The organism is Paenibacillus sp. PL91 (assembly GCF_012935325.2).
In the GTDB taxonomy this organism is placed as follows: domain Bacteria; phylum Bacillota; class Bacilli; order Paenibacillales; family Paenibacillaceae; genus Pristimantibacillus.
This window is the reverse complement of sequence record NZ_JABBYG020000002.1, coordinates 480,482-505,732: the sequence shown is the minus strand read 5'-3', so window position 1 is coordinate 505,732 and position 25,251 is coordinate 480,482. Positions and strand designations below refer to the sequence as shown.

The following is a 25,251-nucleotide window of genomic DNA, read 5'->3' as shown; positions in this document are numbered from 1 at the left end:
ACTTTTTAAAATATGTTTCTTTTTGGCGTAACTTTTTAACCATGTCCTTCGTCTATCATGTAAGATTAGAATTATGAAAGCTTGGTTGAGGAGGGATCGGAAGCGCTAATGGCCATTCCGCAGGAAGAAGAGCAAATCGCAGAAGCGCAGATAGAACCCGCCGTTGAAAGTCGTAATCTACTTACCGTAACCGATGTAGAGCGTACGTTTCAGGTTGGAGGTTCTCCGCTTCATGTATTGAAGGGCATTCGAATGGAGCTCAAGGAGCGCCAATTAGTTATGCTTAGAGGCAGATCGGGTTCAGGCAAGACGACGCTTCTGAATTGCTTGGGCGGTCTGGATACCCCGAGCAAGGGTGAGATTTTGTTTAATGGTTTGCCGTTTCATAGTATGAGCGACGATCAACGAACGTTAGTTAGGCGTAAGCACATGGGCTTTATCTTTCAAGCCTTCGCACTTATGCCGCTTTTATCTGCACGGGAGAATGTGGAGCTTTCCCTTCGCATGGCTGGTGTTCCACGTTCAGAGTGGAAGGATAGAGTGACTGAATGTCTTGAGCTTGTTGGACTCGAGCGGCGGATGAGTCACCGTCCATTCGAGCTCTCGGGTGGCGAGCAGCAGCGTGTTGCTATTGCTAAGGCGATCGCGCATAAGCCGATGCTGCTTTTGGCCGATGAGCCGACAGCAGAGCTTGATACAGGCATGTCCGCTCAAATTATGGCCGTTTTCCAAAATATTATTCGCACTGAACAAGTTACAATTTGTATGACTACACATGATCCTACGATTTTGGAGGTTGCCGACCGTGTCTATGAAATGGTGGACGGAAAGTTTATTTAAACGTTCGATGGTTGTTGTAATGGGAGTTTCATTAGTATTCGCAAGCGGGTGCTCGCTGCTTCCCGCCGAGCAAGAGGAAGAGGTATTGCCGGAAATCGCCCCTCCGCAAATATCCAAAAAGCCGGAGTACGAGGTGACGACTGCCACTCTCGAGACGAAGGTGCAGGTGATTGGCAAGCTGATCTCCTTGGAGGAAGAAACATTGTTTTTCACACTAGACGGCAAGCATTTGAAATCGGTCTATGTGAAAGCGGGTGAAGCCGTTAAGGCCGGGCAAGTGATCGGCGAGCTGGACGTGGATGATTTGGTCAAAACGCTGCGCTTGGAGAAGCTTGCTTTTAAAAAGGAAGAGGTTTCCATGAAGGAAACGCTGCGTCAGCGCGATGAGATGGATCCGATTGAATTCGAGGAGAAGTCGATAGCGTTCGAAGAGCGCAAGCAGAAGCTGGTTGACATGGAAGAGGAAATCGCAAAGGCGACTTTGACAGCGCCATTTAGCGGAACGGTAGTGACGTTAAATGTTCAGAAAGGCGATCTCATTAAAGCCTATGCGCCGATTGCGATTGTAGCGGACACGAGCAAAATTACGGCAGCTGCGAAGCTTTCCAAAACAGAGCTGGAAAAAGTCGCTGTCGGTTTGGAGGTTTCCGCTAATATAAGCAGCGTCGGTACCTTTAAAGGCAAAGTGAAGCAGCTTCCGATCAAAGCGGAGGAGGATCCGAATAATGGCGGCGGTAACGGCGGGAATCCTGGAACGACGAAGCCGGAGCGCCCAGAGGACTTCCTTATTGTCGACCTTAAGGATTTGCCGAAAAACTTAAACAGAGGAACTCCGCTGTCTATCAGCATTATTACGAAGCGCACTGAAAACGCCATTGTTATTCCTCCTTCTACGCTTCGTTCAATTGGTTCCCGAACTTACGTGCAGGTTATTGATGCTGACGGCAAGCGTGAGGTGGATGTAGAGGTCGGCCAACAGACCGCGACGCAGGTTGAAATCCTGCAAGGTTTGAAGCCGGGGCAGAAAGTTGTAGGTCGATAGCCGATGGGTATTCCGCTATTTCGTTTTTTGTTCCGCAAAATGTGGAACACGCGCTGGCTAACCTTAAGCACGCTGGCGGGACTGACCTTGGCGGTTGCTTTTGCGACCAGTATACCGATGTATGCGGATGGCGCGCTCAAACGAGTCGTAGCCGAATCGCTGCAGCAGAAGAGCTCAGGATTACCGGCTGGCTCCCTGCTAATGAGGTATCAATCACCCGCTGGCGGGAAAACGGATTTATCGGCGCTATCGGGGCTTGAAAGCTATATTACGGACGGAGTGCCGAAGGAGATCGGCTTTCCTTTTCAAACATACGTCAACAGCTATTCCATTCGCAGCACAGAGGTCGTGCCTGAGGATCCCACTAAGGTTGATGCTGGGCGCAATCGCCAGCTGACGATTATGACCATGTCCGGACTTGAGGCTAATACCGAGCTTACACAAGGCAGATGGTTTGTGAATGCTGAAGGGGATGGAGAGCTGCTCGAAGCGGTGATGTTCGAGGAAGCGATGTATCGTAATGATGTACATATCGGTGACATATTCGAATATCCGGTATACGGCGGATTAGACCTTACTTTACGGGTCAAAATCGTCGGGGCGGTCAAACCGCTTACTGATACAAGTTCATACTGGTATCAAGGAATGGAAAGCCTGCTGAATACGTTGCAAATTAGCGAAACTGCGTTCGAGAAAAATCTGCTCGCTAAGAAAACCATTCCGCTTCATAATGCCAGCTGGTATTATGCTTTCGATTTATCGGAAATTCAAACGAGCCAATTAACACCGCTTGGCAGGACGCTTGAGCGCCTCAACATTGAATTGTATCAGCGCCTCAAGGATACGAGAGTAGAAATCTCGTTTTCGTCTACGCTCTCAGAATTTAAGAAGCAAAGTCTGCAGCTGCAAACGCTTCTGTTTACGCTAGCTGCACCTATGCTGGCTATGGTATTTTTCTTTATTGCGATGAATGCTCGCCAGTCGCTTGATAAACAGCGAAGCGATATCGCGGTTCTCCGAAGCCGGGGTGCAGGCACGCGGCAAATTATTTGGATTTATTTGTTGGAGGGCTTGCTGCTTGGCGGCATAGCGCTTGCCAGCGGTCCCTTCATCGGCTGGTTCATGGCGAAGAGCATAGGATCCGCCAATGGCTTCCTATCCTTCGTCAATCGCAAGTCGATACCGGTTGGCTTCTCTACGGACGCGATAATCGCAGGCGGCGCAGCGGTATTGCTTGCTCTTCTTGCAACAATTATTCCAGCTATTATGTATGCTAGATCATCCATAGTCAGCTATAAGCAGGATCTGGCCCGATCTGACCGCAAGCCTGTGTGGCAGCGGTGGTATCTCGATGTACTGTTGCTCGTAGCTGCAGGCTATGGATGGTATATGTTCAATGAACGCCAGATGCTGACATTCAAAACAGGGATGACGACGGATCAATTAAATGTTCAACCGTTTTTATTCTTTGTTCCGGCTTTGTCTATTTTTGCACTTGGATTATTTTTCTTGCGGCTGTTCCCGTGGCTGTTGAAGCTCTTCACTTGGCTTGGGCGCAAGTTTTTACCGGTGCCGCTTTATTTGACGCTTACTCAGCTTTCCCGCTCGTCAAAGGGTTATTATCCGCTTATGATTTTGCTGGTGCTAACGCTGGGACTTGGCGTTTATAACGCATCGGCAGCTAGAACGATCGATTTGAACTCGACGGAACGGACGTTGTATAAGTACGGCGCCGACGTTACCATTCAAACGGTGTGGGAAGGCTCTCCAGAGATTACAACGAAGCCGGGCAATAATGGCGGAGGCAATGGAGGAAACGGCGGCGGTGGTGGAGCAGGCGGCGGCGCTGGCGGTGGAGGTGCCGGAGGCGGTTCCGGAGGAGGAAGCGGCGGCGGTGCAGGTGGTGGCGGTCAAAGCGTTCCTACAAAAGTATTATTCAGTGAGCCGCCCTTCGAGCTGTTCCGTTCCCTGGAAGGGGTAGAAGCAGCAGCTCGCGTCTTACAGGCGAAGGGGAGCGTCGTCATCTCGGGCAAATCGATCGGTCAAGGTACGATAATGGGTATCGACAACGTTGATTTTGCGAAGGTTGGCTGGTTCCGCAACGATCTGTATCCCACACATCCGAACTATTATTTGAATAATTTGGGGCTGTATGAGCATGCAGCGCTTATTCCTTCAAAGGTAGCCGAGAAATATCAGCTTAAGCTGGGAGACCCGGTGTCAGTCGGCTTCACGGAAGGTAAGGTTGATTTTGTAGTGGTTGGCATATTGCCTTATTGGCCTAGTCAATATCCGGATAAATCACCGTTTATCATCACGAATTTGGACTATATTTATGATCAAATTCCGCTTATTCCATATGAGGTATGGCTGAAGATGAAGCCGGATGCGAAGGTTGCGCCTATCGTTCAAGCGCTGCAGAAGGCCGGTGTAGAGCTAGCATCTATCAATGATGTTAGAAGCGAGCTAATCCTGCAATCGAAGCTTCCGACGAGAGGCGGCGTATTCGGCATACTGAGCTTAGGCTTCCTCGTTTCCGTTATCATTACCCTTGCTGGCTACGTGCTCTTTTGGTTCTTTAATTTATCGGGGCGTGTCGTTCAATTCGGGGTATTGCGCGCGATGGGACTTTCTCGTAAGCAGCTTACTGGGATGCTGCTGCTGGAGCAGCTTTTCACAGCTGGCCTTGCCATAGGCCTGGGCGTTTTAATCGGGAAAGCGGTCAGCTTGCTGTTCCTGCCGTTCCTGCAAACAACGGAAAACGTTGCTGAAACGGTACCGCCTTTCAGGGTCATTTTCGAATCGAGCGATACGAATCAATTGTTCATCGTAGTCGGATTTATGATGCTGATCGGCGCATTGCTGCTCTTCCTGCATATTCGCAGGCTCAGAGTGCATCAAGCGGTCAAGATGGGAGAAGAACGATGACAACAGCGATGATCGATTGCGAAGGTCTGGTGAAAATTTACAAAACCGACGATCTAGAGGTCGTCGCCCTGCAGGGCTTGAACTTAAAAGTAAACGAAGGCGAGCTTATGGCTATCATCGGCAACAGCGGCAGCGGAAAATCTACGCTTCTGAATACGCTGGGCGGTCTTGACCGCCCTTCCGCCGGACAGGTGCGAGTTGGCCCATGGGATCTGCTCAAGATTTCGGAAGAGGACCTCGTGCAGTATAAGAGGGAAACAGTAGGTTTTATTTGGCAAAATAATGCCCGCAACCTGCTACCTTATCTCTCCGCGCTTGAGAATGTCGAGATGCCGATGATGTTGTCTGGCAAGGTCGATCGTCCATACGCAAAGCAGCTGCTTGAATGGGTCGGCTTGAAGGAGCGGATGCATAACAAGCTCCATCAGCTATCCGGAGGGGAGCAGCAAAGGGTCGCTATCGCGATTTCGCTGTCGAACCGTCCTAAACTTTTGCTTGCGGATGAACCAACCGGTTCTGTCGATACGGCAACCTCTGATTTAATAATGGGTATTTTCCGAAGGCTGAACCGCGAGATCGGAATTACGATCGTGATCGTTACGCATGACTTGACGCTTGCGGGTAAGGTCGATCGGGTAGTAGCCATTCGCGACGGCTTAACGAGCACGGAGTTTATTAAACGGAATCCGAATATCAATCTTGATGGGGGTGAGGCAGAGCTGCCAGCTGCTGCTAGTGGACTGCAATCTGTTCATGAAGCCTATGTCGTCGTAGATCGAGTTGGACGGTTACAAGTGCCTAAGGAATATTTATCCGCCTTAAACATTAAAGACAAAGCAACTATGGAATTTGACGGTGAGCGGATTATTATTACGCCGCCAAAATCATTGGGGGGTTAATTCGAATGAATACTAAACGGTTGTCAGGTATGCGGATTCGTAAATTTACTTTGGTTAGCTTAACGCTTGCTTTGCTTATTGGCTTGCTTGCTGCTTGCAGCGGCGGCTCTGAGGAGTCCGCGGAAAAGCGGGTATTGCGGATTGGCGTGCTTTACGGTGGTTCGGACAACGAGCCTTATTTCCGCCAGCAATACACAGATATGTATGAAATGTCGCATCCAAACATCGAGTTCGAAATCGTGGGCGCAATTAACTATGATGAACAGCGCTTTGAACAGCAAGATCCATCCAAGCCTTCAACGCAGCCTGATCCTTACGAGAAGATGAAGGAAATGCTAAACGGCCAAAATCCAGTAGATGTTGTCGTTCTAGACTACAATATGCTGCGTAGATTGACGCAGGATAACCTGCTTCAGCCGCTTGATCCGCTCGTAACGCAAGACAAATTTGATTTGAGCGATTATGTACCTACCGTTATTGACGGTATTAAAGCGGCAGGCGACGGCAATCTCTATGCGTTAACGCCTACGTTCAACTCTTCTGCACTTTATTATAATAAAAAAATGTTCGCTGACGCAGGTGTAACTCCGCCAACAGACAAGATGCAATGGGCAGACATTCTTAACCTTGCTCGTCAAGTTGCCAAAGGTGAGGGAGAAGACCGTAAGTTCGGCTTCTCGTTCAATCGCTGGCCATCCGATGGCTTTAATGATACGCAAGTTTACAGCCAAGCGCTGCAACTAAAAATGTGGGATGACAAAGCTGAGAAAATGCTTGTTAACAGCGATCAATGGGAAGGCGTATGGAATACAGTAGCATCGCTCTACCAAGAAGAGGTTGTTCCAACTCAAGAATTCATTAACAAGATGTATGAGAAGCAAAGCGCAGATGGCGGCAATGGCAATGATCCTTTCTATGGTGATTTGTTCATCAAAGGCAAAGTGGCGATGACAATTGGAGACTATGGCTATATTAACGAGCTCAAAAAAGCTTCGGACAACGCTTCGAAAATCAAAGATTTTGAGCCTGTTGACTGGGATGTCGTAACGGTACCCGTTCATCCTAACGATCCGGATGTTGGCGGCAGCATTTCGCTTAGCCAGCTGATGGGGATCAACAGCAAAGCGCAAAATGATAAAGACGCTTGGGATTTTATTAAATTCTCAAACAGCAAGGAATGGGCGAAGCTGAAGTCGAGAAGCCTTTATGAGATGGTTGCACGCAAAGAGTTTTTAACGCCAATCGGCGGCTTGCAATATAACATGAATGCCTTTACTACACTTAAGCCGCTTCCGCCAACAAGCTCAGATGCTGACCTTATTTATCGTACTAAACCAGGCGTATGGGAAGCTCAGCAGCCTGGCTACGAGTTGTTCCAGGAAGTCATCAAAAAAACAAAGACAGCAAAAGAAGCGCTTGCGGAGTGGGAAACACGAGGAAATGCAGTGCTTGAAAAAATCAAAAACAATCCGACTGGAACAGCTACCGATGGCGGCGGTACAGTCGAAGTGATGCCAATAACAAAGTAATATCGTAAAAAGCCCACAATCGGCCTGAGCGCCGATTGTGGGCTTTTTTACATTACAACAGACTTTCTGTCTATCCTCTCAATAGAAACGACTGATAAGCGGTCCATGCGCCGTTATCGGTCTGATAAAGCAAGTGAACGCGATCGATTTTGGAAACAAGGTCAGTTGATTGCATTCGAAGATTGCCGTATAAATCGTGAAGCTCATCAGCCGAAAGCTCTTGCCCGATTGTGACATGCGGCGTATAAACGTATTTTCCTTCGGTGCATGTTACTGGACCGCTGCATACCTGCTCGTGGAGCTTCTGCATATCAGCAGTGTCTTGCAGCGCTAGATAGAGCACATGATTAACGGGATAGAAGGTCGAGACTCGGTTCAATTGGATGGAGAATGCAGGCATCGTCGAAGTTACCTGCTCCAAATGGGCAACGGCAAGCTTCAGCTCGTCATCCGTCCATTCCTCTGCTTCTCTTACAGTGAGATGAGCAGGGATTGCTGAGTAATGCGGATCATGGCGTCTTCGCCAGCTATTAGCGACATCTTGCACATGCTTTTCCGGGAAAACGACTATTCCATATAACATGGACATCAGCTCCTTCGTAATGACCTAATTTGAGTATACCCGATTTGCATGAAATATAAGAAGCAATTGGAAAGGATTAAGCCATTTACGCTAGTAATATCCGAATTTGTGGGTATTCTAATGGCTACAGCCTTTATTGGTGTGGCAAATAAGCTGCTTATCCTATAATACAGTGGGGGGATTCGCATGAGATGGGTGTACTGGGTTCGCCTATACGAAACGAAGTTTCAAGCTGGTTGCCTAGTCAGAAGAATGGAAAATGATTGGTGGGTCTATGGCTACGATTGTCCGCGTGAGGTCGAGGTTTTTAGATCCCGCAAAGGGCGATTTGGCGTTAGATTTATTCCTTGAAAAAGGAACAAAAAATAAAATAGAATATTTTGCTTGACTTAAAACAGCTCCATATAGTATATTATTTTATGTCGCCATTTCAAGAAGCTTTGCTCAAATGGATATACGTCGCGGGGTGGAGCAGCCCGGTAGCTCGTCGGGCTCATAACCCGAAGGCCGCAGGTTCAAATCCTGCCCCCGCAACCAACCTTTCGATGAATACGTTGAAATAGACGTTTTTCGAGGGCCCTTAGCTCAGTTGGTTAGAGCGGTCGGCTCATAACCGATTGGTCGGGGGTTCGAGTCCCTCAGGGCCCACCATAAGCAAAACCTTCACAACATGCCGGGGTGGCGGAACTGGCAGACGCACAGGACTTAAAATCCTGCGGTGGGTGACCACCGTACGGGTTCGATTCCCGTCCTCGGCATACCTCGAAAACCTTGAGATTTCAATGGTTTTCACGAAGTACATAAGATGTACAAATGCCGAAGGTTCTGAGTACTTATATTAGAAATTTTATAAGTGCACAGAACTCAAAGCGAAGATAAAACTCTTTTTCAACACTTGCCATAAACAAGTGATGAAAGGGAGTTTTTTTCATGGTAAGAATTAAGAAAATCAAAAACGTAATGACTGTAAATTGGACTGAAGCATTAGAGCAATTTTTATTTTGGAAGAAAGCACAGGGCATTAGTGAGCAAACGTACAAGGATTATAACCAGCAAGTACGACTATTTTTCAAGCGTTATCCTGATTCATTTGAATCCATTGAAAACTTGAAGCACAACGTATTTCATTATCTAGGTCAAGATGACATTAAGCCATGTACGTTTAATAATCGCTTAGTATACCTCCGAACATTTTTGAATTGGTGTTTGGAGCAAACAATCGTCAAATCTAACCCTTTGCAATCCATAAAGAAGCGTAAAGATGAAGGACGTGTCGTTAGCATTGACCAAGATGTGCTTAGACGGTTGCTTGATCTGCCTGATAAGCAAACTTTTACTGGTTTGCGTGATTTTGCACTAATCCTGTTGACATTAGATACAGGGATACGACCTAAAGAAGCACTTTCCTTATCGATTCAAGATTTTAATTCAAGTTCGCAAGAAATATATATTACTTCTGTAAAAGCAAAAACAAGGGTTTCTAGGACATTACCAATTTCTATCCCAACAGTCAGAGCAATCCGTCAGGTGATTTCTGTAAGACCTTCGGAGTGGACTGAAGATGTTCCCATTTTCTGTACATGTGAAGGAAATATGCTTAATCGTCATACATGGGGAGATAGACTTGAAAGGTATAGTAAAACCCTAGGTTATCATATTCGACCTTATGATTTAAGGCATTCGTTTGCACTTGAATACATTAGAAACGGTGCAAATGCTCTAACGCTGCAAAAAACACTTGGACATAGTGATTTAACGATGACTAAACGTTATGTGGCATTAACCAATAATGATTTAAAAAGAGAACATTCTTTAGCTAGTCCTATTAATAATCTGATGCCAGAAACGAAAAGGCTCAGAAAATTGTGATCTAGCCAATGGATTCAAATGAATGCAGTAGCCATTTCTGAATGAACATTGAATATCCAGAAGATCATACTAGGCTTTCCTTCACAATGGAGGAAGCCTTTTTTTGATTAGGCTATGTTAAACTTAGTTGTTGATTATTGATTTCGCTAACGGTTCATTAAGATTTGGAATTGAGGGATTCTAGAGGTGTCTGATATAATTGTCAATAAATTAGTGATTAATTTGAAACCGTACAGGTCACATTCAAGTATTTGTTCTTATGAAACAGAAACTTGCTTAAATTAGAATTGGGGTAAATGTCGATATGAAAATGTCAAAAGTGATTAAGCCACTATTAGCGATAGCGGGAGTGGGAGCCCTTGGATATGTTGCATTAAAGAGAAAAAAAACATCTAGGGCGGTTTCTGACATAGTAAAAGTTACTTCTGACGCTATAATTAATGCGGAAAAGTCGTTTGGTGGACTCAAGCAAAGTGTGATTGATGAGATAGTATCAAATACAGCTAGAGGCGTGAAAGCAGTAATTGATGGTGACAAATTGGAGTATTGGTATAAGTCTGGTTCTAGGAAACAAGATTATATGTCGAGCCTTACACTGGATTCATCAGGAAAAGTAATTATTCAAGTTGTAAAAGGCTATTATGAAGCTAATTCACCACGTATTTTTGCGGAGCAGTTAATAGAAGTAATGAAGAAAGTCAATAATAATTAGCCGCCCAACACTAAGGGCGACTTTCTTTTGCTCGAAAATCAACAATCAACGATAACTGAGCCTTTGATTAAGTTAGTTTGACTTTATTTGAGACAAACTACCTATTCCCTCGAATAATTGTTGGAAGAGGAGGAAGTAATAATGAAACGTTTATTCTTATTTGCACTAATGCTCATTCTAGTTCTATCTGTTGTACCAGTTCACGCAGCAACACAAACAAAAAGTCTGAAGGTTCACTTCATCGATGTTGGACAAGGTGCTTCACAATTAATTATCGGTTCAACTGGTAAAACGATCCTCATCGATGCAGGCAACAACAGTGAAGAAAAGACAATTGTTGATTACCTAAAGAAACAAAAGATAAAGAAGATCGACATCTTAATTGGGACACATCCCGATGCAAATCATGTAGGTGGATTGGACGCAGTGATTTCAAACTTTGAAATTGGTAAAATCTATATGCCTAAAGTTGTTTCGACCACCAAAACGTATGAAGATGTATTAACTGCCATTAAGAAGAAAAATCTTAAGGTTACGACTGCAAAGGCAGGGTTAACACTTGATTGGGAAAAAGATGCTACTGTAAAAATGATTGCTCCAGTAGGTACTTACGATGATGCAAATGATATGAGCGCTGTAATTAAACTCACTTATGGTAGCACCTCATTTTTGCTGATGGGTGATGTTGAATCAAAGAGTGAGAACGATATAATAAAATCAAAAGAGAATATAAAGTCTGATGTCTTGTTAATCGGTCATCATGGCTCTAAGACATCAACTTCTCAAAAATTTCTAAATGCAGTCAACCCAAAACATGCAGTTATACAAGTAGGCAAGAACAGCTATGGACATCCTACTAGTGAGGTTTTGAAACGCTTGACAGACAAAAAGATAAAGATTTATAGGAATGATAAACAAGGTACTATTGTTTTTACAACGGATGGTAAGACAATTACGACATCACAAAATGAATGGAAAGCAAATGCAACTAAGCCAACGGCTACACAGGCTCCTAAACCTACTCCTAAACCTACTCCTAAACCTACTCCTAAACCTACTCCTAAGCCATCAGAGAAACCACAAGATAATGTTGTCTACGCTAATTGTACAGCAGTTAGGGAAGCGGGGAAGGCTCCATTGTATAAGGGTGATGCTGGTTACAGCACTAAGCTGGATCGAGATGGTGATGGAGTTGCTTGTGAGTAGCTACAAAGGAGAAGTGATAGTTTATGAAAGGTATAGTTGATCGATTTGAAGGTGATTATGCTGTTATTGAGATTGATGGACAAACACAAGATGTGAGCAAAAAAGATGTTTCTGCGAGTGTAAAGGTTGGAGATGTAGTTGTATTAGTTGCTGGAGTATGGACAACTGATACAACGGAGACTAAACAACGTGAACAACAGATTAAAAAGCTGATGGATGATGTATGGGAAGATTAAAAAATTAGTATATTTCCAAAGCATTGCTTAAGAAGGAGGAAGCACTCTCCGTCAACTTGTCAGGGTTGGGGCGGATTGGGCTTCTTTCTTCGTTTAGGCACAACTTAACACTGCTACAATCATTATTCTTAAAAATTGTGAGAGCAGGAGAGTACATTAGCGTGATACAAAGTCTTAGCGATCATAGTTCATCAGATATGATTTTGAGGTACAGTATGCCAAGTAATGAGGATAAGCAGAAAGTGGTAGATCGTATACTTAAAGACTAGCTAACTATTTTTGTGAATAACGTACTTGCGTTTAAATTTATATCTCACTTATCTTGAAAAAAAAGAATATAGAGGTTATAGTGGCATTTACGATAATTATGGGATGAAAGGAAGTGTTAGTATTAAAAAGGTATTCGTGATTTTACTATCTTTAGGTCTTATTCTTAGTTTTACTTCAAATTTAACTGGCGTAGCAGAAGCAAAAGCAAAGATAGTTACATATAAAAACTGCACGGAGTTGAATAAAGTGTATAAAGGTGGCGTCGCTCGTTCTTCCTCAGTCAAAAATAAAGGTGGGAAAACGAAGTTCAAGCCTTTTGTTTCTAAGGAACTCTATGACGCCAATAAAAAAAGCGACAGGGACAAAGACTTGATTGCTTGTGAACGTTAAGTAATCGTTGAGATTAATTGCAAATAAAGAGTAGCTAACATGAAATAAACCTAGAGGAAAACGATAGTTGAATAAAAGAGAAATTTCTATCAAAGAAGCCACTCCATTTTCTAAGAGTGGCTTTTTGTTTGAGGACATACTCGGGGATAGTTAAAATCCATACCATGATTGCGATTTATGGAAACACCCATAGCACATCAAGCCAGCGACTCATGAGTAAAATTTTGCGATACGATGATGAGGATTTTGTTGAACTCATGGAGTCGCAAAGCTACGTGGTATTGGTGGATATTCTATGAAGCGATGAGGGCGTCTTCAACTTTTTTTGATATCAATGGGAGGACATGTTGCAGAAAAGCATGTCAAATGTCCAATAAGTTATTGATAAATCTACTAGTATTTGACATTTTTGATGTGCTGTGGTATAATACTAGTATTGAATCGAAAGTGGACGTTCCTTCAGTGGAGCGTTCTTTTCTTGTATAAACATAATTGAAAAACAATCTAGGGGGACAATATGTCCTCCTTATTTGCGTTGTTATTTTATGAAAATCTATTGAAAATGAGGGGTTCAGAATGGAAACCAGAGAAGAATATCGACTATTACGTTTGAAGAAGAGAATTAGATTGCGTGAAATTGGTGTCATGCTTGACTGTCACAAAACGACATTGAGCAACTACGAAAGTGGTAGATACGGAATGTCAGAAGATAAGATCAACAAGTACAAAGAGTACATCGACACACACGAAGGGAGGAAACAAAAATGAGCCTTTGCGTCATAATTCTCGAAAGAGACAGAATCTTTATAGCTGGCGATAGCAGAACATCCATTGAACTTGACGGAGAGAAATTTGCAGTGGGTGAATGCAATAAGATCATAAAAGTTGATGATATGGTTATTTTTCGAAGTGGCAGTGAGCCAATAACAAGGCATATATTGGACGAGTTCATTAAATCTAAGAGTAGCAGCATGGAGAAGCTTCAACAACTTACCAAAAAACACATTCAGCGATTCAAGGATGAATCTACAATAGACTTGGGGAGTACAAGGCATGCTGAATTTATTGTTGCAAGGGTGGAAGGCATAATTCCAGTGATTTATAACATATCTTCTGCCAACCCTGACAACTTAAAACGAATTGAAGGCGAAGTATCGACTATGTTCATGTCCATTGGTGGAGATGAACAGACAAACGCTATGGTGGAATCATTGAATGGGGTGTTGGATAATATCGGATTATTTCAACAGGTATATAATGCTCATTCAAGTGAAACTATTGGCGGCACAATGATCCAGTACTACTTAGACGAAGATAAATTGATTGAATATCATTCACCGATTATTGATTCACGACCAATTAAATATGCTAGTGATGCGGTTCACCTTGATGTGACAAATGGGTTAGTCATTACTAGAAGCGACAACAAAACCAAGGCAACCTTCAACGCCACAGATGGTTTGAGGTTTCAAACGAGTTCTGATAATGGTTCGACTTGGCACGATTCGCTTTACTATAACGTGAACACCAAGAATATGACTTTCGATGGCGATATGAACATAAGAGGTTCGTTGAAGCTTAATGGTTCTGAAGTATTGACAGCGGACAAAGCTAAAATCCAAGGTGATTATATCGACAAGATAAAGATTGGGCAATTGGATGTATCGGAAGGACGAATAACAACTGCGATGATTGAAACACTTGAAGTAGGAAGAAATGTAATTATGTCTCCTAACGCATCTATTACTTGGGAACAGGTCGTAAATCAACCTAATGCGGCTCAGCTTGGCGGTCTTATGATTAACTCGACGAGACTTACCCACATTGACGCTGATGGTGTGTATACTGGAACGCTACAAGCAGATCAAATTATCGCAGGAAAGATCAAGGCAGAGCATATTGACACAACCAACCTTGCTGCGCAGAAGATATACCAACAAAGCTACCCATCGAACTACGCTAAGATTGGCGGACAATTTGGGGACTTTGAATTGAATTACAATGGCATCAACTACTTTACCATCTACAACGGCATAGATCATGTATCGTTCAAACATTTCGATAACGAGTACCTGAAGTTTTCAGGTGCAGCGAATACAGCGGTTGCAGTAGGGAAATGGGATTTTAGTAATGCAGTAGTAACAGGGATTCACGCTACCTTTGCCTAGAATGAAGAATATGAAATGGAGTGAACATTAATGAAAGCGAATACAAAGAGATGCAGCAGGTGTAAACAGCACCTGCCGCTAGACAATTACAGCAAATCAGTAAAGAGCAAGGATGGGAAAAATAACTACTGTAAGGTATGTAATATCGAGTACCAACAGGAGTCACGTAAACGAGTGTATGACTTGAATCCACCATTACAGTTACTAAAACGATCATGTCAGGCTGCTTTCAGGAGAAGCCAACCCAATTATTCAAGAGATGGTTATGACCATGTCTCATGTTCCTATAAGAATGTAAAGGAGTTTTTCTCTGACCTCTGGAATGATAATCAATTCAGAGATGATTGGGTTGCTCAAACGAATATCTATAATATGAGTGGCATCTTAAAGGATCGTCCCACATTGGATAGGATTGATTCAAAACGTGGATACGAGAAAAGCAATATCAGAATGCTTCCACATTGGAAGAACGTCACTGAAGGCGCTCTGAAAGAGTGTCAGGTATTTGTGATCAAAGACACGAGAATAGACCATAGGATCGATTATAGCGGTATAGGAGAAGCCAAGAAGGCTATTGCTGCCCTTTACCGTATTCCAAAGAACGCTTTGAACTGTGTCGATCATGGAACTATTGTTGAAGCTGATAACGGAGTCAATTTGCTGCTACAAACAAATGATGGGCAGCTTAAAGTAGGAAATGAGAGTAAATACATCATGGTAATGAACAAATATAAAATCCTCTACGATTTAGTCACAGGTGTTGAGGTTGCTAGAACGCATCAACAGGTTCAGTCAGAGGTCAGTGGAATTGAAATAAGATCATCTGCATCGTAACACAAAATTTTGGATGCCAGGTTGCCGCTATATCAGCGGCAGCCTATTTACTATAAAGCTAAATGAAAGGGAGTGAAGGAAAATATGAATACCAACGAAAAACAGTATTTCTTTTGTTACAGCAGGAACCTAATGAGTTTCTTGAAGCTGGGAAAAAGCTTAAAGTATCTATGCACAGGATTACATGAAAGGACGCTACAACAGTTCTGGATGTTTGAGAGGAATGACGAATTACATCAATATCTAGTAGAATACAAAGAGCGTGGCATCGAGAAAGGCGTTATCGAGCGATAACGTACTAACCGTTAAGTGATTATTTATGTACTTATTTACAGATAAATTATGGAGATGATGTTAATGCAAGCAACATACAGCGATAGATACACTTTAAAGGTCAATCAGCTTGAACAGGCTATAAACGAAGTAACAAATCAACCTACATATTTTAAGGTATTCAACTACGAAGCAGGCTTCGGCAAAAGCAGGGAAATGATTCGTATCGTTGAAGAAAGCCTAAGTGATTTGGATAGCAGCAACAGGTATTTGATTGTGAAGCGCTTCAGTAGGGATGTTGACGAAGCGGCAGCATATCTTGATCATCATAACAATGCATTGAAATTAGATGTAGTTGGACTTACAAAGGAGAATTGGGGTTCTGAATGGAAGAATAATCCTGACAAGCTGGTTAACGTTAGAGTTCTTATTATTACACATCAGCGTTACATTAACCTCTGTCTGGATGACGAACTAAGGGAATGCTTTACTTTGAACAGAAACATACTAATCATAGATGAAAAAGTGAGTTTTCCTACATATTCTTTCTCGAAAAAGCTTTACGATGAAGTTCGAGGTTATCTCGATAGTTCGATTCAAAGTGAACTCGATAAAGTCTGTAAGAAAATGAATGCCAAACTAGAGGAATATAAACTTGATAAAAAAGAGAACACATGCCTAAGGACTAGGGTTAGAATTCATCCGAACACCTTAGTAAATTTTATGAGTCTGATGGAAGCCAATCGTAATATTCCGTCATTAAAAACTCTATCACGTGTGCAACGTAACAACCTTGAAACGATGATAAAGGGACTACCCTTGTGGTATAGCAACAACAATATATACAACAATGGTAACATCAGTACGTTCGATCAAAGACATCATCTCTGGGGACTGGACAACAATATCATCCTAGATGCTAGTGCTGGGATTGATGGTGCTTACAACAGCAAGGATATATTCACTGTTGTTGGTCAGGAGCGTTTAATTGATCACAGCAATTCGTTGTTCACTATCGTGGATTTCAATTCAAGCAAATCAAATCTACGGTTAAATGAAGACGACTTTTATCCTGAGATTTGCAAGATGATAAAAGAACGACATAGTACTGCTGACAAGACGCTGATTTTGTGTCACAAGGAGAATGCTGAGAGAATTGAATTGACGTTGCATCGTATGGAAGTCAACTCCATAGGAGTAGATGATAAGTATACGAATCAGGAGTATGCAATCAACTGGTTTGGTAATCTTGTCGGTAGAAACGACTATTCTGACTTCACCCAATGCTGGATTCTTGGAACGCCAAACATTCCATATGAACAATATCTGTTAAAGTACATGATCTATAACAATTCTGACTTGGGTAGAAAGTCGCTAGACTTACATTCAGGTAGATTTAAGAACAACGAATTCAGATCAAATCAGATGGGTTATATTGCCGCTGAGTTGTATCAAAGCATCAAACGAATACAACGAAATGAAATGCCTAGTGGTCAATTCTTTCTGGTTAACAATGACAGTGAAATTGTTGAGACTGTATTAGGTCAAATTAAAGGTTCAGGCTCTAGAGAATACTTGAATCTTGAGTTCGAGGAGAAAAGAACTTCAACCAAAGTCGTTGCGCCTGACAGAGTTGAGCGACTTATTGAATATCTAAAGAGTCTACCCTCTGGGAAATATCAAAAAAACGAGATTGCCAAAGTATTAGAGTTCTCTGGTAGCAATTTTAGTAGCCTGTTTAAGGATAGTCGATTTATAGCACTAGACCAGACAGGCTGCATTAAACTGTTTACGAGATACATATTAGTACGATAGCCGTTCCTCTTCAACTCGTACTCTTTATCTTTATATAGAGGGGAGTACGAGTTGGAGTTAAATATGCAGAAAGTTTATTGGAAAATAGATTGCTGTTTTTCGAAAAGTTAGGGCATAGTTTTGATCAAAAGTAGTGTTTAGTAAAAATGGGACATCCTGCGACTGCAGGTGTACCATTTTAACCAAACAATTGCGGCAGCAATTGTGCGGTAGCCTGTAAGTTAAATTAAATAAATGACGTTCTGCTCCGAGTCGTCGTGCCGCTGGCACTCCTTGCATCGACAACTAGTATCTTTATTCTCTATCTGACTATAAGACAAATGTAATACATCCTGAAGGGAGTTATTGATTGAAATGATCATTCAGATGAAAGACTGTCCACTTCCAATTCTCTGGCTTGATACGAATGTAGTCATCGATATGACCAAATATAGAGAAGATGTGGAGTTAAAGGATTTACAAAGAGAGAGAGTCTCGAAGTTAATTGATGTCATTTACCAGAAAACAAGGGCAGGAAAGCTACTGTATGTCGAAGGTGATCAAGATGAAGAAATAAACAGCTTGAATAACGAAGCGCACAGGACACAGTCATTTCTTTCGATGGGCATTAAATTCCAGTTTAGAAAGGCAATTCATGATGAACAGTTATATGCCTTTATGGAAGCCTATATTAATAAAGAAGACACAGTGATAATGGATTATAGGGATGCATTCTATAATGATCCTGTTGAGGAACTTAAAGAAAGGAACAAAGAAATTCTTAATGGATTAATAATATCTGTTCATGGTGAAGTCACAGAGCAAGAAATACGAGAAAGAACCAATCGGAAACAAATTATACTTGAACAATTTAATGAACTAAGACAGATATTAGTTGCTTCAGGAGTTACATATGAACAGCAGCTTGAACAGGAATACACTGGTATTATTCAAGCGAGTAGAGTAGTGATAGACAAAATAAGAAATAAAGTGAGTAATGGATTGATGATTACTACAGAGGACATTGACCAGCTATCAATTATCACTGATCTAGGAACCATGTGGAATCAGCTTTCTGATAGACCTGAAGGACTTATAGACTTTCTTAAGTCCGAATGTTATAAGGAAATACCACATATAGACATAGGGAGTAAATTGCTTGCTAAGATTATCACTAGTATAACTCCAGTTGTTTCAGGTGATTCGATGGATGTCAATCATATAAGTACAGTATTGCCTTACAGTGATATCGTTGTTACTGATCGAAAGATGAAAAATAGAATTGTTCAACTTGGTATTGATAAAAAGTACAATACCAAAGTCTTATGTTTAAATGATATAGATCAAATCTTGTCTGAACTGGAGAGGTTATAGTATTGCTGTCGTCGTTTAGTACATACTCAGACATTGTATAACAACTGTTTAACGGAATGTTGCTGTTTCACAATTGTTAAACAGCTGACCTTTTGTACCAGTCGTGGTAATGCGAAATAAGAATCAGTCTTAAGTCGCTTACGCTCCTGTAGTGCCGCAAACGGCACTCTCTGCTTCGACAACTATGTCCTATCTCCCCAATCAAATTGTGTGACAAATGTAATACATCTTGATACGTTGTATTACAATTTCATACAATCAAGACCATCGTTCCTGTATCTTAATAAACTGCTTACACCCATTAAAGACTGTTGTAGCATTCGGATTCCAAGTAGGCTCTGTTAAATTTTTGACTGGCAGGCTATAAGGAAGATTTTGAGAGGGAATACGAACTTTATAACGAATATCTAAGGGGAACGTAAGTGAACCCGCAAATGTACATTAAGGATATTGAGACTATTTTTGGGGGCATCTAGCGAATCGGAAGGAGAGGTGTTGTGAAGCGCATCGACAAAACAAGTTTAAGGATCATAATAGTTATTCTAACTGTAATGTTGATATTAACTAAAGTTAGTTCTCTTTCTATTGCAATAGTTGAGGATGGTTCAATTGCTATGATTCAGAAAAAATGGTGGGGTATAATTCGAAATGATTATGAGTTACAACAACGAAATACACAATGGTACATAAGAGAACTTAGTAATAATGGAGTTTCTCCTTGGGGCGAATTCTATGTTAATGATACGGAGTATACCTGGAGTATACCTGAATAATATTCACACCTTTCTCTAAACAAAGGGGGATCGCCGTGGACAGAAGGTTTGTAAAAGCCTTTATTAATTGGAAAAAAGACCCTAGCCGATTTCAAGTAAATGAATGGATAAGGGACATTGTTGTAAACTACGGTGAAATTAAGGATAAGTCATTTTATGGAGACACATGGACTGTGTTAGTAAGGATAACAAAACATATTGATAATACGTGGGTTACATATGCAGATGTGGCTTTTATTGTTGACGAAGCACCTTGGCAATTACTCGAAACAGGTTATAGCTTTAATCTTTGGGCTGGAAAGGATATTGCAACAGCAACAATTATATAGATTTCTATAAACGAGAAGCTTATCCAGTTAGCATCATCATTCGATGGTGCTTTTCCTATGTCCATTTAAAGCACATCAGATAGTCTTGGTTACATTATAAGTTCAGGAGAATACACTGAAGTCCTCGGAGACTGAGCATGCCTTTGAATGTAGTGAGAAAACAGATTAGTTTGTTGAGGTGCGTCTGAATGATTCAGTAGGCTCAAACTCGATTACTGGATTTCTAATCGTCCTAGACTCATTCACATCAAAAAACAAGCTTATGTGAGAGTAGAGGGCTTCTGCCACGCACGATATTCCAGCATATGGTATAGTATTGATAATAGAGAGATAGAATTGATGGGAGTTCTTAAATGAAAAGTAATCAGTATTCCATTTGGATCGAAGCAGAAGAATGGGCTGAAGGTGAATGGGATATACATGACGATAATACGGATATAATAGTCACTTTTGAAGATGGTTCGAGGTGGGTTGCTTCATTTTATACATACAAAAACATACAAACGCTTGCTGAAAAGAATAGACGAACTGGCGAATGCTTACATGGAAAGTACTTTTGGGGCAGTGATATGCTATTTGTTGATGAATGTAGTCGTATTCGGATTGAGGAAGTTATTGAGCATTTAATCAGAAAAGGTGATTTTGAATTGATATTTGGTAAGTGTGATGAATCCAATTTGAATGAATAATAGCACGATTGAATGGAGGTAATATATCCTTGGATATACAATCTCTATTAAAAGAACCATGGGTATCAGTTGTATGGCAAACTGCATTGAGCCTAAATGATGAATTGAAACGAAAAATAAACCAGTACCATCCATTTGCTGGTAAGTTGCTTAATGCCATTGTCAGAAATAATAAATCGTGATTCTGCGATTCCTACTTCTTTGTTCAATGCGTCACTCACCAATTGAAGCTTTTTCTTCCCATGTAAAGAACACGAAGTCTGTCATTGCACCAGCTAGATTTACAGCAAGTTGGCATGAAGCTTTGAAGGCTTTATGGTTTTTTGACGGTGGTAACAGGCTCTTCGCATCTTTCATATATCCCAAGTGAATACGATAGAGACTTTTAAAGGTAACTATATTATTATAGTTTATGGAATAATTATGAAAGTCAATTCTCATTTAGGAGGAGATAGTATAGATATAGTTTGGACTTGGGGGACACTGACTATATCAGGTGTCAGTATAGTAGCTATCGTGGGGTTGGCTATGAAATACTTTGCAAAATCTATTACTAATAATTATTTTAACAAGAAACTTGAGAGTCATAAGCATGATTTGCAAATAATGATGGAACACATGAGGTTTGATTTCCAACGAAAAACTCAAGATTTTATTTTGTTTACTAATAAGAAGCATGAGAAATATGCAAAGATATATGATCTTTATTTACGTGCGGAAAGTAAAGTAAGGTTAGTTTTGAGAAACGAATTTAGTCCCTCAAAGTTTTTAATGTATAGTCAAATAGAACTTGAAAATTATCTCAGGCGATTTAGTTTAGAGGAGAGCCAGCTTCTTCACTTCCTAGAAGAATGGAGTCGAAGTGATGACAAAAAAGAAATTGCAGATAAAATTAGTGATTTCCTTTTTGACCTTGAGTTAATCAGAAGTAGAACAGCCTTTAACAATGCAAAGAATGAGTTTTTATTAAATCGGATTTACTTAAGCGCTGGTGTGACCTTAATAGTCGAAAGGCTAACAAATGAACTGAATAATGTTTTATTTACAATTGACTTTTTTAGTAATAATAAATTTGACAATCAGGAGGAGATTCATAATACAATAATGGCTTCAATTAATGAATTAACTGACCTCATGAAAAGTGAATTAGGAATAGGTTACTACGATGATTCAAAATGAAGTCTTCCTGATCTCATGCAGTACAGCCAAAATATAACGTATGAAACAGAAAAATTGAAGCAGCCTCCACAAATGCTAAACATCTAACCCTATTGTACCAGTTTGTGGGGATACGAATTAAGAATCAGCTTGAGTCGCTCCGCTCGTATCGTGCCGCAAGCGGTACTCATGCACCAACGATGAATTCCTAGTTAATAGCATGGAGTGTACGTCTGTCCATCATGTTAAACATTTGTTTAACAGAATTTATATGTTTCACTATTGTTAAAGAGACCCTAAGCCAACGCTTAACTGTATCCCAATTATTCCTTCTACTGTGTCCTCGACACTTAGTTTTACGTATATCTAAAATTGTACAATTCTGGTATGTTTGCAGTGAAGGGTTTAATTTACAGTTCAAAGGAGCAGACAATGCCAATACCTAAAAACATATCTGTGGAACACGTTATAAAGGCGATAGAATACATCAATCAAAGTGTTGTACCAGATGAAAGACTTTCAACCAAGTATGTCTTGGTATATAACGATAAAAATTACCCGCCAAAGTATGTCCTCTCTATTGCAAATACATTTGTTAACGGAACTGAACTAGAACCGCATGAATTCAGTGGTGGTGTTGAAGCTAATGGCTTCTTAAAGCAGTTAGGCTTCATAATTATTGATAAATTGAACGATGTGATCTACACCGATATTGGAAATGATGCTGCAAATAGCTTTCATAAAACGGTTGTCGCAGCTTACAACACTGCTAAGACAGAGTACAAATACAATGCAAGGGCTTTCATTCAAATGATTAGTGAACGTGGAGCGGTAAGTGTTGCGAAGGACTTCCTTGCAAGAGATACTGCAACGACAGGCTTTGAAAGGTTGTGGAGTGAGAAGAGACTTGATTTGACCATTGAAGCAAGTGTTCTTCTTCCTCAGTACAAAGTCTTATTTACCGTTGAAGAGCGCCGTACTGCCTATGAGCGATTGAAGGAGTATGGTTATGTAATTCAGGGTTTAGTATTTGATGACAACACTTCAAATGAATTGGCGGCTCCCACCTTCATTGTAGGTGAATATTATACTCGTAAAGATGTTTACAGAATAGTGAACGTTCCTGATGCCCAACAGGGAGGAAATTGGGACACAGGCTACACTCGTTTTAATAATGATTCCTATGTATTTGCAAACATTGGTACAGCAGGTAGAACTGGGCATGATCACCCTAACAGATTTGATGGGAATGACTTAGTTTGGTTTGGGAAAAAGGGTTCGAAATTATTACATGATTCTATACAGTCTCTCATTGATCCAAATAGTAAAGTACACATATTTGCAAGAGAAGATAGTGACGACCCGCAGTTCGTTTACATTGGCAACGGTATGGCGAAAAGCTTTGAAGATACATCTCCAGTGAATGTAGTTTGGCAGTTCAACGACCCACTAGAGAACCACCCTGAAATTCTTTCGGAGGAAGAAAGTGAACCAAATAAACTTGTCGAGGGTGCGGTAAAGCAAATATTCGTCAATGTCTACGAAAGGAATCCAATTGCTCGAAGAAAATGCATAGAGCATCATGGGTGTAAATGTAGTGTCTGTGAGTTTAATTTCTCTGATTACTATGGGGTGATCGGAAATGACTTTATTCATGTTCATCATTTAAAGCCATTGTATGAGGTTGGGAAAGAATATGAAGTTGATGCAGTAGAGGACTTGCGACCTGTATGCCCTAATTGTCATGCAATGCTTCATAAACGAAAACCAGCGTTTTCAGTTGAAGAATTAAAAATGATGATTCGAGATAAAGAAGAAGCCATCCCTCATTGAGTGGATGGCTTTTGATTTTTAATCATTTCCATCGTACTTGAACTGTGGCGACTGCGCTAATACGTGTGTTGCGTTCTGGCTGGAACAACCCAGTAGGCTCAAACTCGATCACTGGCTTAGTGGTCATACCAGATTCATTCATACCTAGGGAAATCTTGTGGGTGCCGCAAAGGGCTTCTAGTGTGCCTGACTCCTACAGTTACAGAAATGATGGACACTTTCGTGTAACCTGTGAAGATCAACAGTTACATTTTTGTTAGCGTCTTAGCTTACTCTACTTTCCAACCTTTGGATTTCCCCTGCAAGTGCATTATTTACAATATCTTCTCCATACTTATTATATAAATATACCTTTCGGAAGTAGTCTTTTGCATTTGTATGATTCATTTGTTGAAATGCTAGATTAAGTCCGCCATTGATGACCGCCCCAGCAATCGGAACTATCATACCCAATTCTTTCTGAGTAATCACAACGCCTAAACGTTCAGCAACTTTTTGGATTAATTTAATCAAACTCGGACAAGACTTTTCTATAACTTCAGATGTCCATTCTTTAGTTACAGCGTTAGCAAACTTAGTTGCAGCTGTAATTTCTGCGAAAGCTAAAGACTTTGCTGATAAGAATCCTTCGTCTGATGAAGAAGAAGTAGGAGCCATAGCGGCTAAAATATGTGGCATATTCATTGGATCGACGGGCGAATATCCATAGGAAGTTGCAATCTGGCTGATATGTCGAGACATCAGTGTCATTGACGCTGTCACATCAGCTGCTATGGTTACTGGTGCTAAAAGCCCAGCAGTAAAAGTAGTAATTAACCCCATTGTTGCACCTTCTGCTGTAACAAAGAAGCCGTTACTGGCATCAAATGAATCTGCAACAATATCCATCTCTTTTAAGGATAAATTACGGATTTCTTCTATGTGGTTAATGCTGAGTTTATGATTCTTCATAAACTCCTTTCGGACGGCATCGTCGCTTGTTAATTTTTTTGCTAATTTAACAGTTCCTCTTAACGATTTTTCGATAGTAGCATCTATATTGGAAACAGCTTTCTTTATATACTTGTTTTTTGAAGAATGAGCAACTTCCATAAGCTTCGCTACAGGTTTTCCCGCTACTTCAAGAGCGACTTGAACTGGATTAGTTGAGATTGCGTTCTTCGCCATCTCACGTATAACAAATTGCTCATACTCATTAAATGTTGTCATTGTAGGTTTCCTCCAATATATGGGTATTGCCGAATTCTGACTTAACTCTTCAATAATAGGCATGGATATTATTGTATTTGTCTATATTAGTTTCAAAAATCCCTTATAAATCTAGCTATCCTGCCCGTTTGCTTTGAGTTCTTTAACGATTAACATATCGTCATCGACGATGTTGTGTTTGAATGCTGGTTGGATGTACTTATCGAATTCAAGCTGCCTGATTACCAATCCTTCGTCTGTGGCGGCTAGGAAGTACGCAACACCTTCTGGATCATCCATTCTTGATAGACGAAGTGGTAGGCTGCTCAGATAT

General features: G+C 41.2%; 22 protein-coding genes and 3 tRNA genes. 23 read left to right on the top strand and 2 right to left on the bottom strand.

Annotated elements, in window-relative coordinates; translation table 11 throughout:
* The first annotated feature begins 108 nt into the window (after nucleotides 1–108).
* From HI950_RS07765 to HI950_RS07745, 5 genes are read left to right on the top strand one after another with little or no spacing between them, the layout of a single operon-like run.
* Nucleotides 109–840: an ABC transporter ATP-binding protein gene (locus HI950_RS07765; RefSeq protein WP_169083282.1), complete on the top strand. Its 732-nt coding sequence runs from the start codon at nucleotides 109–111 to the stop codon at nucleotides 838–840.
* The gene (locus tag HI950_RS07760) at nucleotides 806–1,882 is read left to right on the top strand and encodes an efflux RND transporter periplasmic adaptor subunit (RefSeq protein WP_411268074.1); all 1,077 of its coding nucleotides are present in this window, start codon (nucleotides 806–808) and stop codon (nucleotides 1,880–1,882) included. Before HI950_RS07765 ends, HI950_RS07760 begins: the two co-directional genes overlap by 35 nt.
* A 3-nt stretch (nucleotides 1,883–1,885) precedes the next feature.
* Nucleotides 1,886–4,810 carry an ABC transporter permease gene (locus HI950_RS07755; RefSeq protein ID WP_169083281.1) on the top strand — a complete coding sequence of 975 codons (2,925 nt, stop codon included), beginning with the start codon at nucleotides 1,886–1,888 and terminating at the stop codon, nucleotides 4,808–4,810.
* 8 nt (nucleotides 4,811–4,818) lie between these two features.
* Complete coding sequence (locus HI950_RS07750) at nucleotides 4,819–5,709, top strand: ABC transporter ATP-binding protein (protein WP_169083501.1); 891 nt, start codon at nucleotides 4,819–4,821, stop codon at nucleotides 5,707–5,709.
* Nucleotides 5,710–5,714: 5 nt separating this feature from the next.
* Nucleotides 5,715–7,238 (top strand): ABC transporter substrate-binding protein, encoded by a 1,524-nt coding sequence (locus HI950_RS07745; RefSeq protein ID WP_169083280.1) that lies wholly within the window; start codon nucleotides 5,715–5,717, stop codon nucleotides 7,236–7,238.
* Nucleotides 7,239–7,308: 70 nt separating this feature from the next.
* Here the strand turns inward: HI950_RS07745 and HI950_RS07740 are convergent, their stop codons facing one another.
* Nucleotides 7,309–7,821 (bottom strand): 2'-5' RNA ligase family protein, encoded by a 513-nt coding sequence (locus HI950_RS07740; RefSeq protein WP_169083279.1) that lies wholly within the window; start codon nucleotides 7,819–7,821, stop codon nucleotides 7,309–7,311.
* Nucleotides 7,822–8,007: 186 nt separating this feature from the next.
* Here HI950_RS07740 and HI950_RS07735 point away from each other — a divergent pair, with 186 nt between their 5' ends.
* From HI950_RS07735 to HI950_RS07650, 18 genes are all read left to right on the top strand, one after another.
* Entirely contained in the window at nucleotides 8,008–8,172 is a 165-nt protein-coding gene (locus tag HI950_RS07735) for a hypothetical protein (RefSeq protein WP_187768050.1), read from the top strand.
* Between the two features lie 109 nt (nucleotides 8,173–8,281).
* A tRNA-Met gene (locus HI950_RS07730) sits at nucleotides 8,282–8,358 on the top strand.
* A 37-nt stretch (nucleotides 8,359–8,395) separates the two neighbouring features.
* Nucleotides 8,396–8,472: transfer RNA gene (locus HI950_RS07725), tRNA-Ile, on the top strand.
* A gap of 21 nt (nucleotides 8,473–8,493) precedes the next feature.
* Nucleotides 8,494–8,579, top strand: a tRNA-Leu gene (locus tag HI950_RS07720).
* A gap of 172 nt (nucleotides 8,580–8,751) precedes the next feature.
* Nucleotides 8,752–9,690 (top strand): tyrosine-type recombinase/integrase, encoded by a 939-nt coding sequence (locus tag HI950_RS07715; RefSeq protein WP_169083278.1) that lies wholly within the window; start codon nucleotides 8,752–8,754, stop codon nucleotides 9,688–9,690.
* Between the two features lie 304 nt (nucleotides 9,691–9,994).
* A complete protein-coding gene (locus tag HI950_RS07710; protein WP_169083277.1) occupies nucleotides 9,995–10,402 on the top strand; it encodes a hypothetical protein in 408 nt (135 codons plus the stop codon).
* A gap of 141 nt (nucleotides 10,403–10,543) precedes the next feature.
* A complete protein-coding gene (locus tag HI950_RS07705; protein ID WP_169083276.1) occupies nucleotides 10,544–11,608 on the top strand; it encodes an MBL fold metallo-hydrolase in 1,065 nt (354 codons plus the stop codon).
* A 23-nt stretch (nucleotides 11,609–11,631) separates the two neighbouring features.
* Entirely contained in the window at nucleotides 11,632–11,844 is a 213-nt protein-coding gene (locus tag HI950_RS07700; protein ID WP_169083275.1) for a DUF3006 domain-containing protein, read from the top strand.
* A gap of 372 nt (nucleotides 11,845–12,216) precedes the next feature.
* On the top strand, nucleotides 12,217–12,504 hold the full coding sequence (locus HI950_RS07695) for an excalibur calcium-binding domain-containing protein (protein WP_191296751.1): 288 nt from the start codon (nucleotides 12,217–12,219) through the stop codon (nucleotides 12,502–12,504).
* 764 nt (nucleotides 12,505–13,268) lie between these two features.
* Complete coding sequence (locus tag HI950_RS07690; protein WP_169083274.1) at nucleotides 13,269–14,672, top strand: hypothetical protein; 1,404 nt, start codon at nucleotides 13,269–13,271, stop codon at nucleotides 14,670–14,672.
* Nucleotides 14,673–14,702: 30 nt separating this feature from the next.
* Nucleotides 14,703–15,506, top strand: coding sequence for a hypothetical protein (locus HI950_RS07685; RefSeq protein ID WP_169083273.1), 804 nt, complete (start codon nucleotides 14,703–14,705; stop codon nucleotides 15,504–15,506).
* A 357-nt stretch (nucleotides 15,507–15,863) separates the two neighbouring features.
* Nucleotides 15,864–17,594: a hypothetical protein gene (locus HI950_RS07680; RefSeq protein WP_169083272.1), complete on the top strand. Its 1,731-nt coding sequence runs from the start codon at nucleotides 15,864–15,866 to the stop codon at nucleotides 17,592–17,594.
* Nucleotides 17,595–17,948: 354 nt separating this feature from the next.
* Nucleotides 17,949–18,947 (top strand): hypothetical protein, encoded by a 999-nt coding sequence (locus tag HI950_RS07675; protein WP_169083271.1) that lies wholly within the window; start codon nucleotides 17,949–17,951, stop codon nucleotides 18,945–18,947.
* 497 nt (nucleotides 18,948–19,444) lie between these two features.
* Entirely contained in the window at nucleotides 19,445–19,720 is a 276-nt protein-coding gene (locus tag HI950_RS07670) for a hypothetical protein (protein ID WP_169083270.1), read from the top strand.
* A gap of 35 nt (nucleotides 19,721–19,755) precedes the next feature.
* A complete protein-coding gene (locus HI950_RS07665) occupies nucleotides 19,756–20,049 on the top strand; it encodes a hypothetical protein (protein WP_169083269.1) in 294 nt (97 codons plus the stop codon).
* Nucleotides 20,050–20,402: 353 nt separating this feature from the next.
* Nucleotides 20,403–20,738 carry a hypothetical protein gene (locus HI950_RS07660; RefSeq protein WP_169083268.1) on the top strand — a complete coding sequence of 112 codons (336 nt, stop codon included), beginning with the start codon at nucleotides 20,403–20,405 and terminating at the stop codon, nucleotides 20,736–20,738.
* 423 nt (nucleotides 20,739–21,161) lie between these two features.
* Nucleotides 21,162–21,917 (top strand): hypothetical protein, encoded by a 756-nt coding sequence (locus tag HI950_RS07655; RefSeq protein WP_169083267.1) that lies wholly within the window; start codon nucleotides 21,162–21,164, stop codon nucleotides 21,915–21,917.
* 411 nt (nucleotides 21,918–22,328) lie between these two features.
* Nucleotides 22,329–23,729 (top strand): DUF3427 domain-containing protein, encoded by a 1,401-nt coding sequence (locus HI950_RS07650; RefSeq protein ID WP_223285159.1) that lies wholly within the window; start codon nucleotides 22,329–22,331, stop codon nucleotides 23,727–23,729.
* Nucleotides 23,730–23,993: 264 nt separating this feature from the next.
* Here the strand turns inward: HI950_RS07650 and HI950_RS07645 are convergent, their stop codons facing one another.
* The gene (locus HI950_RS07645; protein WP_169083266.1) at nucleotides 23,994–24,938 is read right to left on the bottom strand and encodes an EcsC family protein; all 945 of its coding nucleotides are present in this window, start codon (nucleotides 24,936–24,938) and stop codon (nucleotides 23,994–23,996) included.
* Nucleotides 24,939–25,251 lie beyond the last annotated feature (313 nt).

What these genes read in the sequence shown, in the direction of transcription:
- HI950_RS07765 (WP_169083282.1), top strand. Translation starts at nt 109, where the DNA reads ATGGCCATTCCGCAGGAAGAAGAGCAAATCGCAGAAGCGCAGATAGAA.
- HI950_RS07755 (WP_169083281.1), top strand. Translation starts at nt 1,886, where the DNA reads ATGGGTATTCCGCTATTTCGTTTTTTGTTCCGCAAAATGTGGAACACG.
- HI950_RS07750 (WP_169083501.1), top strand. Translation starts at nt 4,819, where the DNA reads ATGATCGATTGCGAAGGTCTGGTGAAAATTTACAAAACCGACGATCTA.
- HI950_RS07745 (WP_169083280.1), top strand. Translation starts at nt 5,715, where the DNA reads ATGAATACTAAACGGTTGTCAGGTATGCGGATTCGTAAATTTACTTTG.
- HI950_RS07740 (WP_169083279.1), bottom strand. Translation starts at nt 7,821, where the DNA reads ATGTTATATGGAATAGTCGTTTTCCCGGAAAAGCATGTGCAAGATGTC.
- HI950_RS07735 (WP_187768050.1), top strand. Translation starts at nt 8,008, where the DNA reads ATGAGATGGGTGTACTGGGTTCGCCTATACGAAACGAAGTTTCAAGCT.
- HI950_RS07715 (WP_169083278.1), top strand. Translation starts at nt 8,752, where the DNA reads ATGGTAAGAATTAAGAAAATCAAAAACGTAATGACTGTAAATTGGACT.
- HI950_RS07710 (WP_169083277.1), top strand. Translation starts at nt 9,995, where the DNA reads ATGAAAATGTCAAAAGTGATTAAGCCACTATTAGCGATAGCGGGAGTG.
- HI950_RS07705 (WP_169083276.1), top strand. Translation starts at nt 10,544, where the DNA reads ATGAAACGTTTATTCTTATTTGCACTAATGCTCATTCTAGTTCTATCT.
- HI950_RS07700 (WP_169083275.1), top strand. Translation starts at nt 11,632, where the DNA reads ATGAAAGGTATAGTTGATCGATTTGAAGGTGATTATGCTGTTATTGAG.
- HI950_RS07695 (WP_191296751.1), top strand. Translation starts at nt 12,217, where the DNA reads ATGAAAGGAAGTGTTAGTATTAAAAAGGTATTCGTGATTTTACTATCT.
- HI950_RS07690 (WP_169083274.1), top strand. Translation starts at nt 13,269, where the DNA reads ATGAGCCTTTGCGTCATAATTCTCGAAAGAGACAGAATCTTTATAGCT.
- HI950_RS07685 (WP_169083273.1), top strand. Translation starts at nt 14,703, where the DNA reads ATGAAAGCGAATACAAAGAGATGCAGCAGGTGTAAACAGCACCTGCCG.
- HI950_RS07680 (WP_169083272.1), top strand. Translation starts at nt 15,864, where the DNA reads ATGCAAGCAACATACAGCGATAGATACACTTTAAAGGTCAATCAGCTT.
- HI950_RS07675 (WP_169083271.1), top strand. Translation starts at nt 17,949, where the DNA reads ATGATCATTCAGATGAAAGACTGTCCACTTCCAATTCTCTGGCTTGAT.
- HI950_RS07660 (WP_169083268.1), top strand. Translation starts at nt 20,403, where the DNA reads ATGAAAAGTAATCAGTATTCCATTTGGATCGAAGCAGAAGAATGGGCT.
- HI950_RS07655 (WP_169083267.1), top strand. Translation starts at nt 21,162, where the DNA reads ATGAAAGTCAATTCTCATTTAGGAGGAGATAGTATAGATATAGTTTGG.
- HI950_RS07650 (WP_223285159.1), top strand. Translation starts at nt 22,329, where the DNA reads ATGCCAATACCTAAAAACATATCTGTGGAACACGTTATAAAGGCGATA.
- HI950_RS07645 (WP_169083266.1), bottom strand. Translation starts at nt 24,938, where the DNA reads ATGACAACATTTAATGAGTATGAGCAATTTGTTATACGTGAGATGGCG.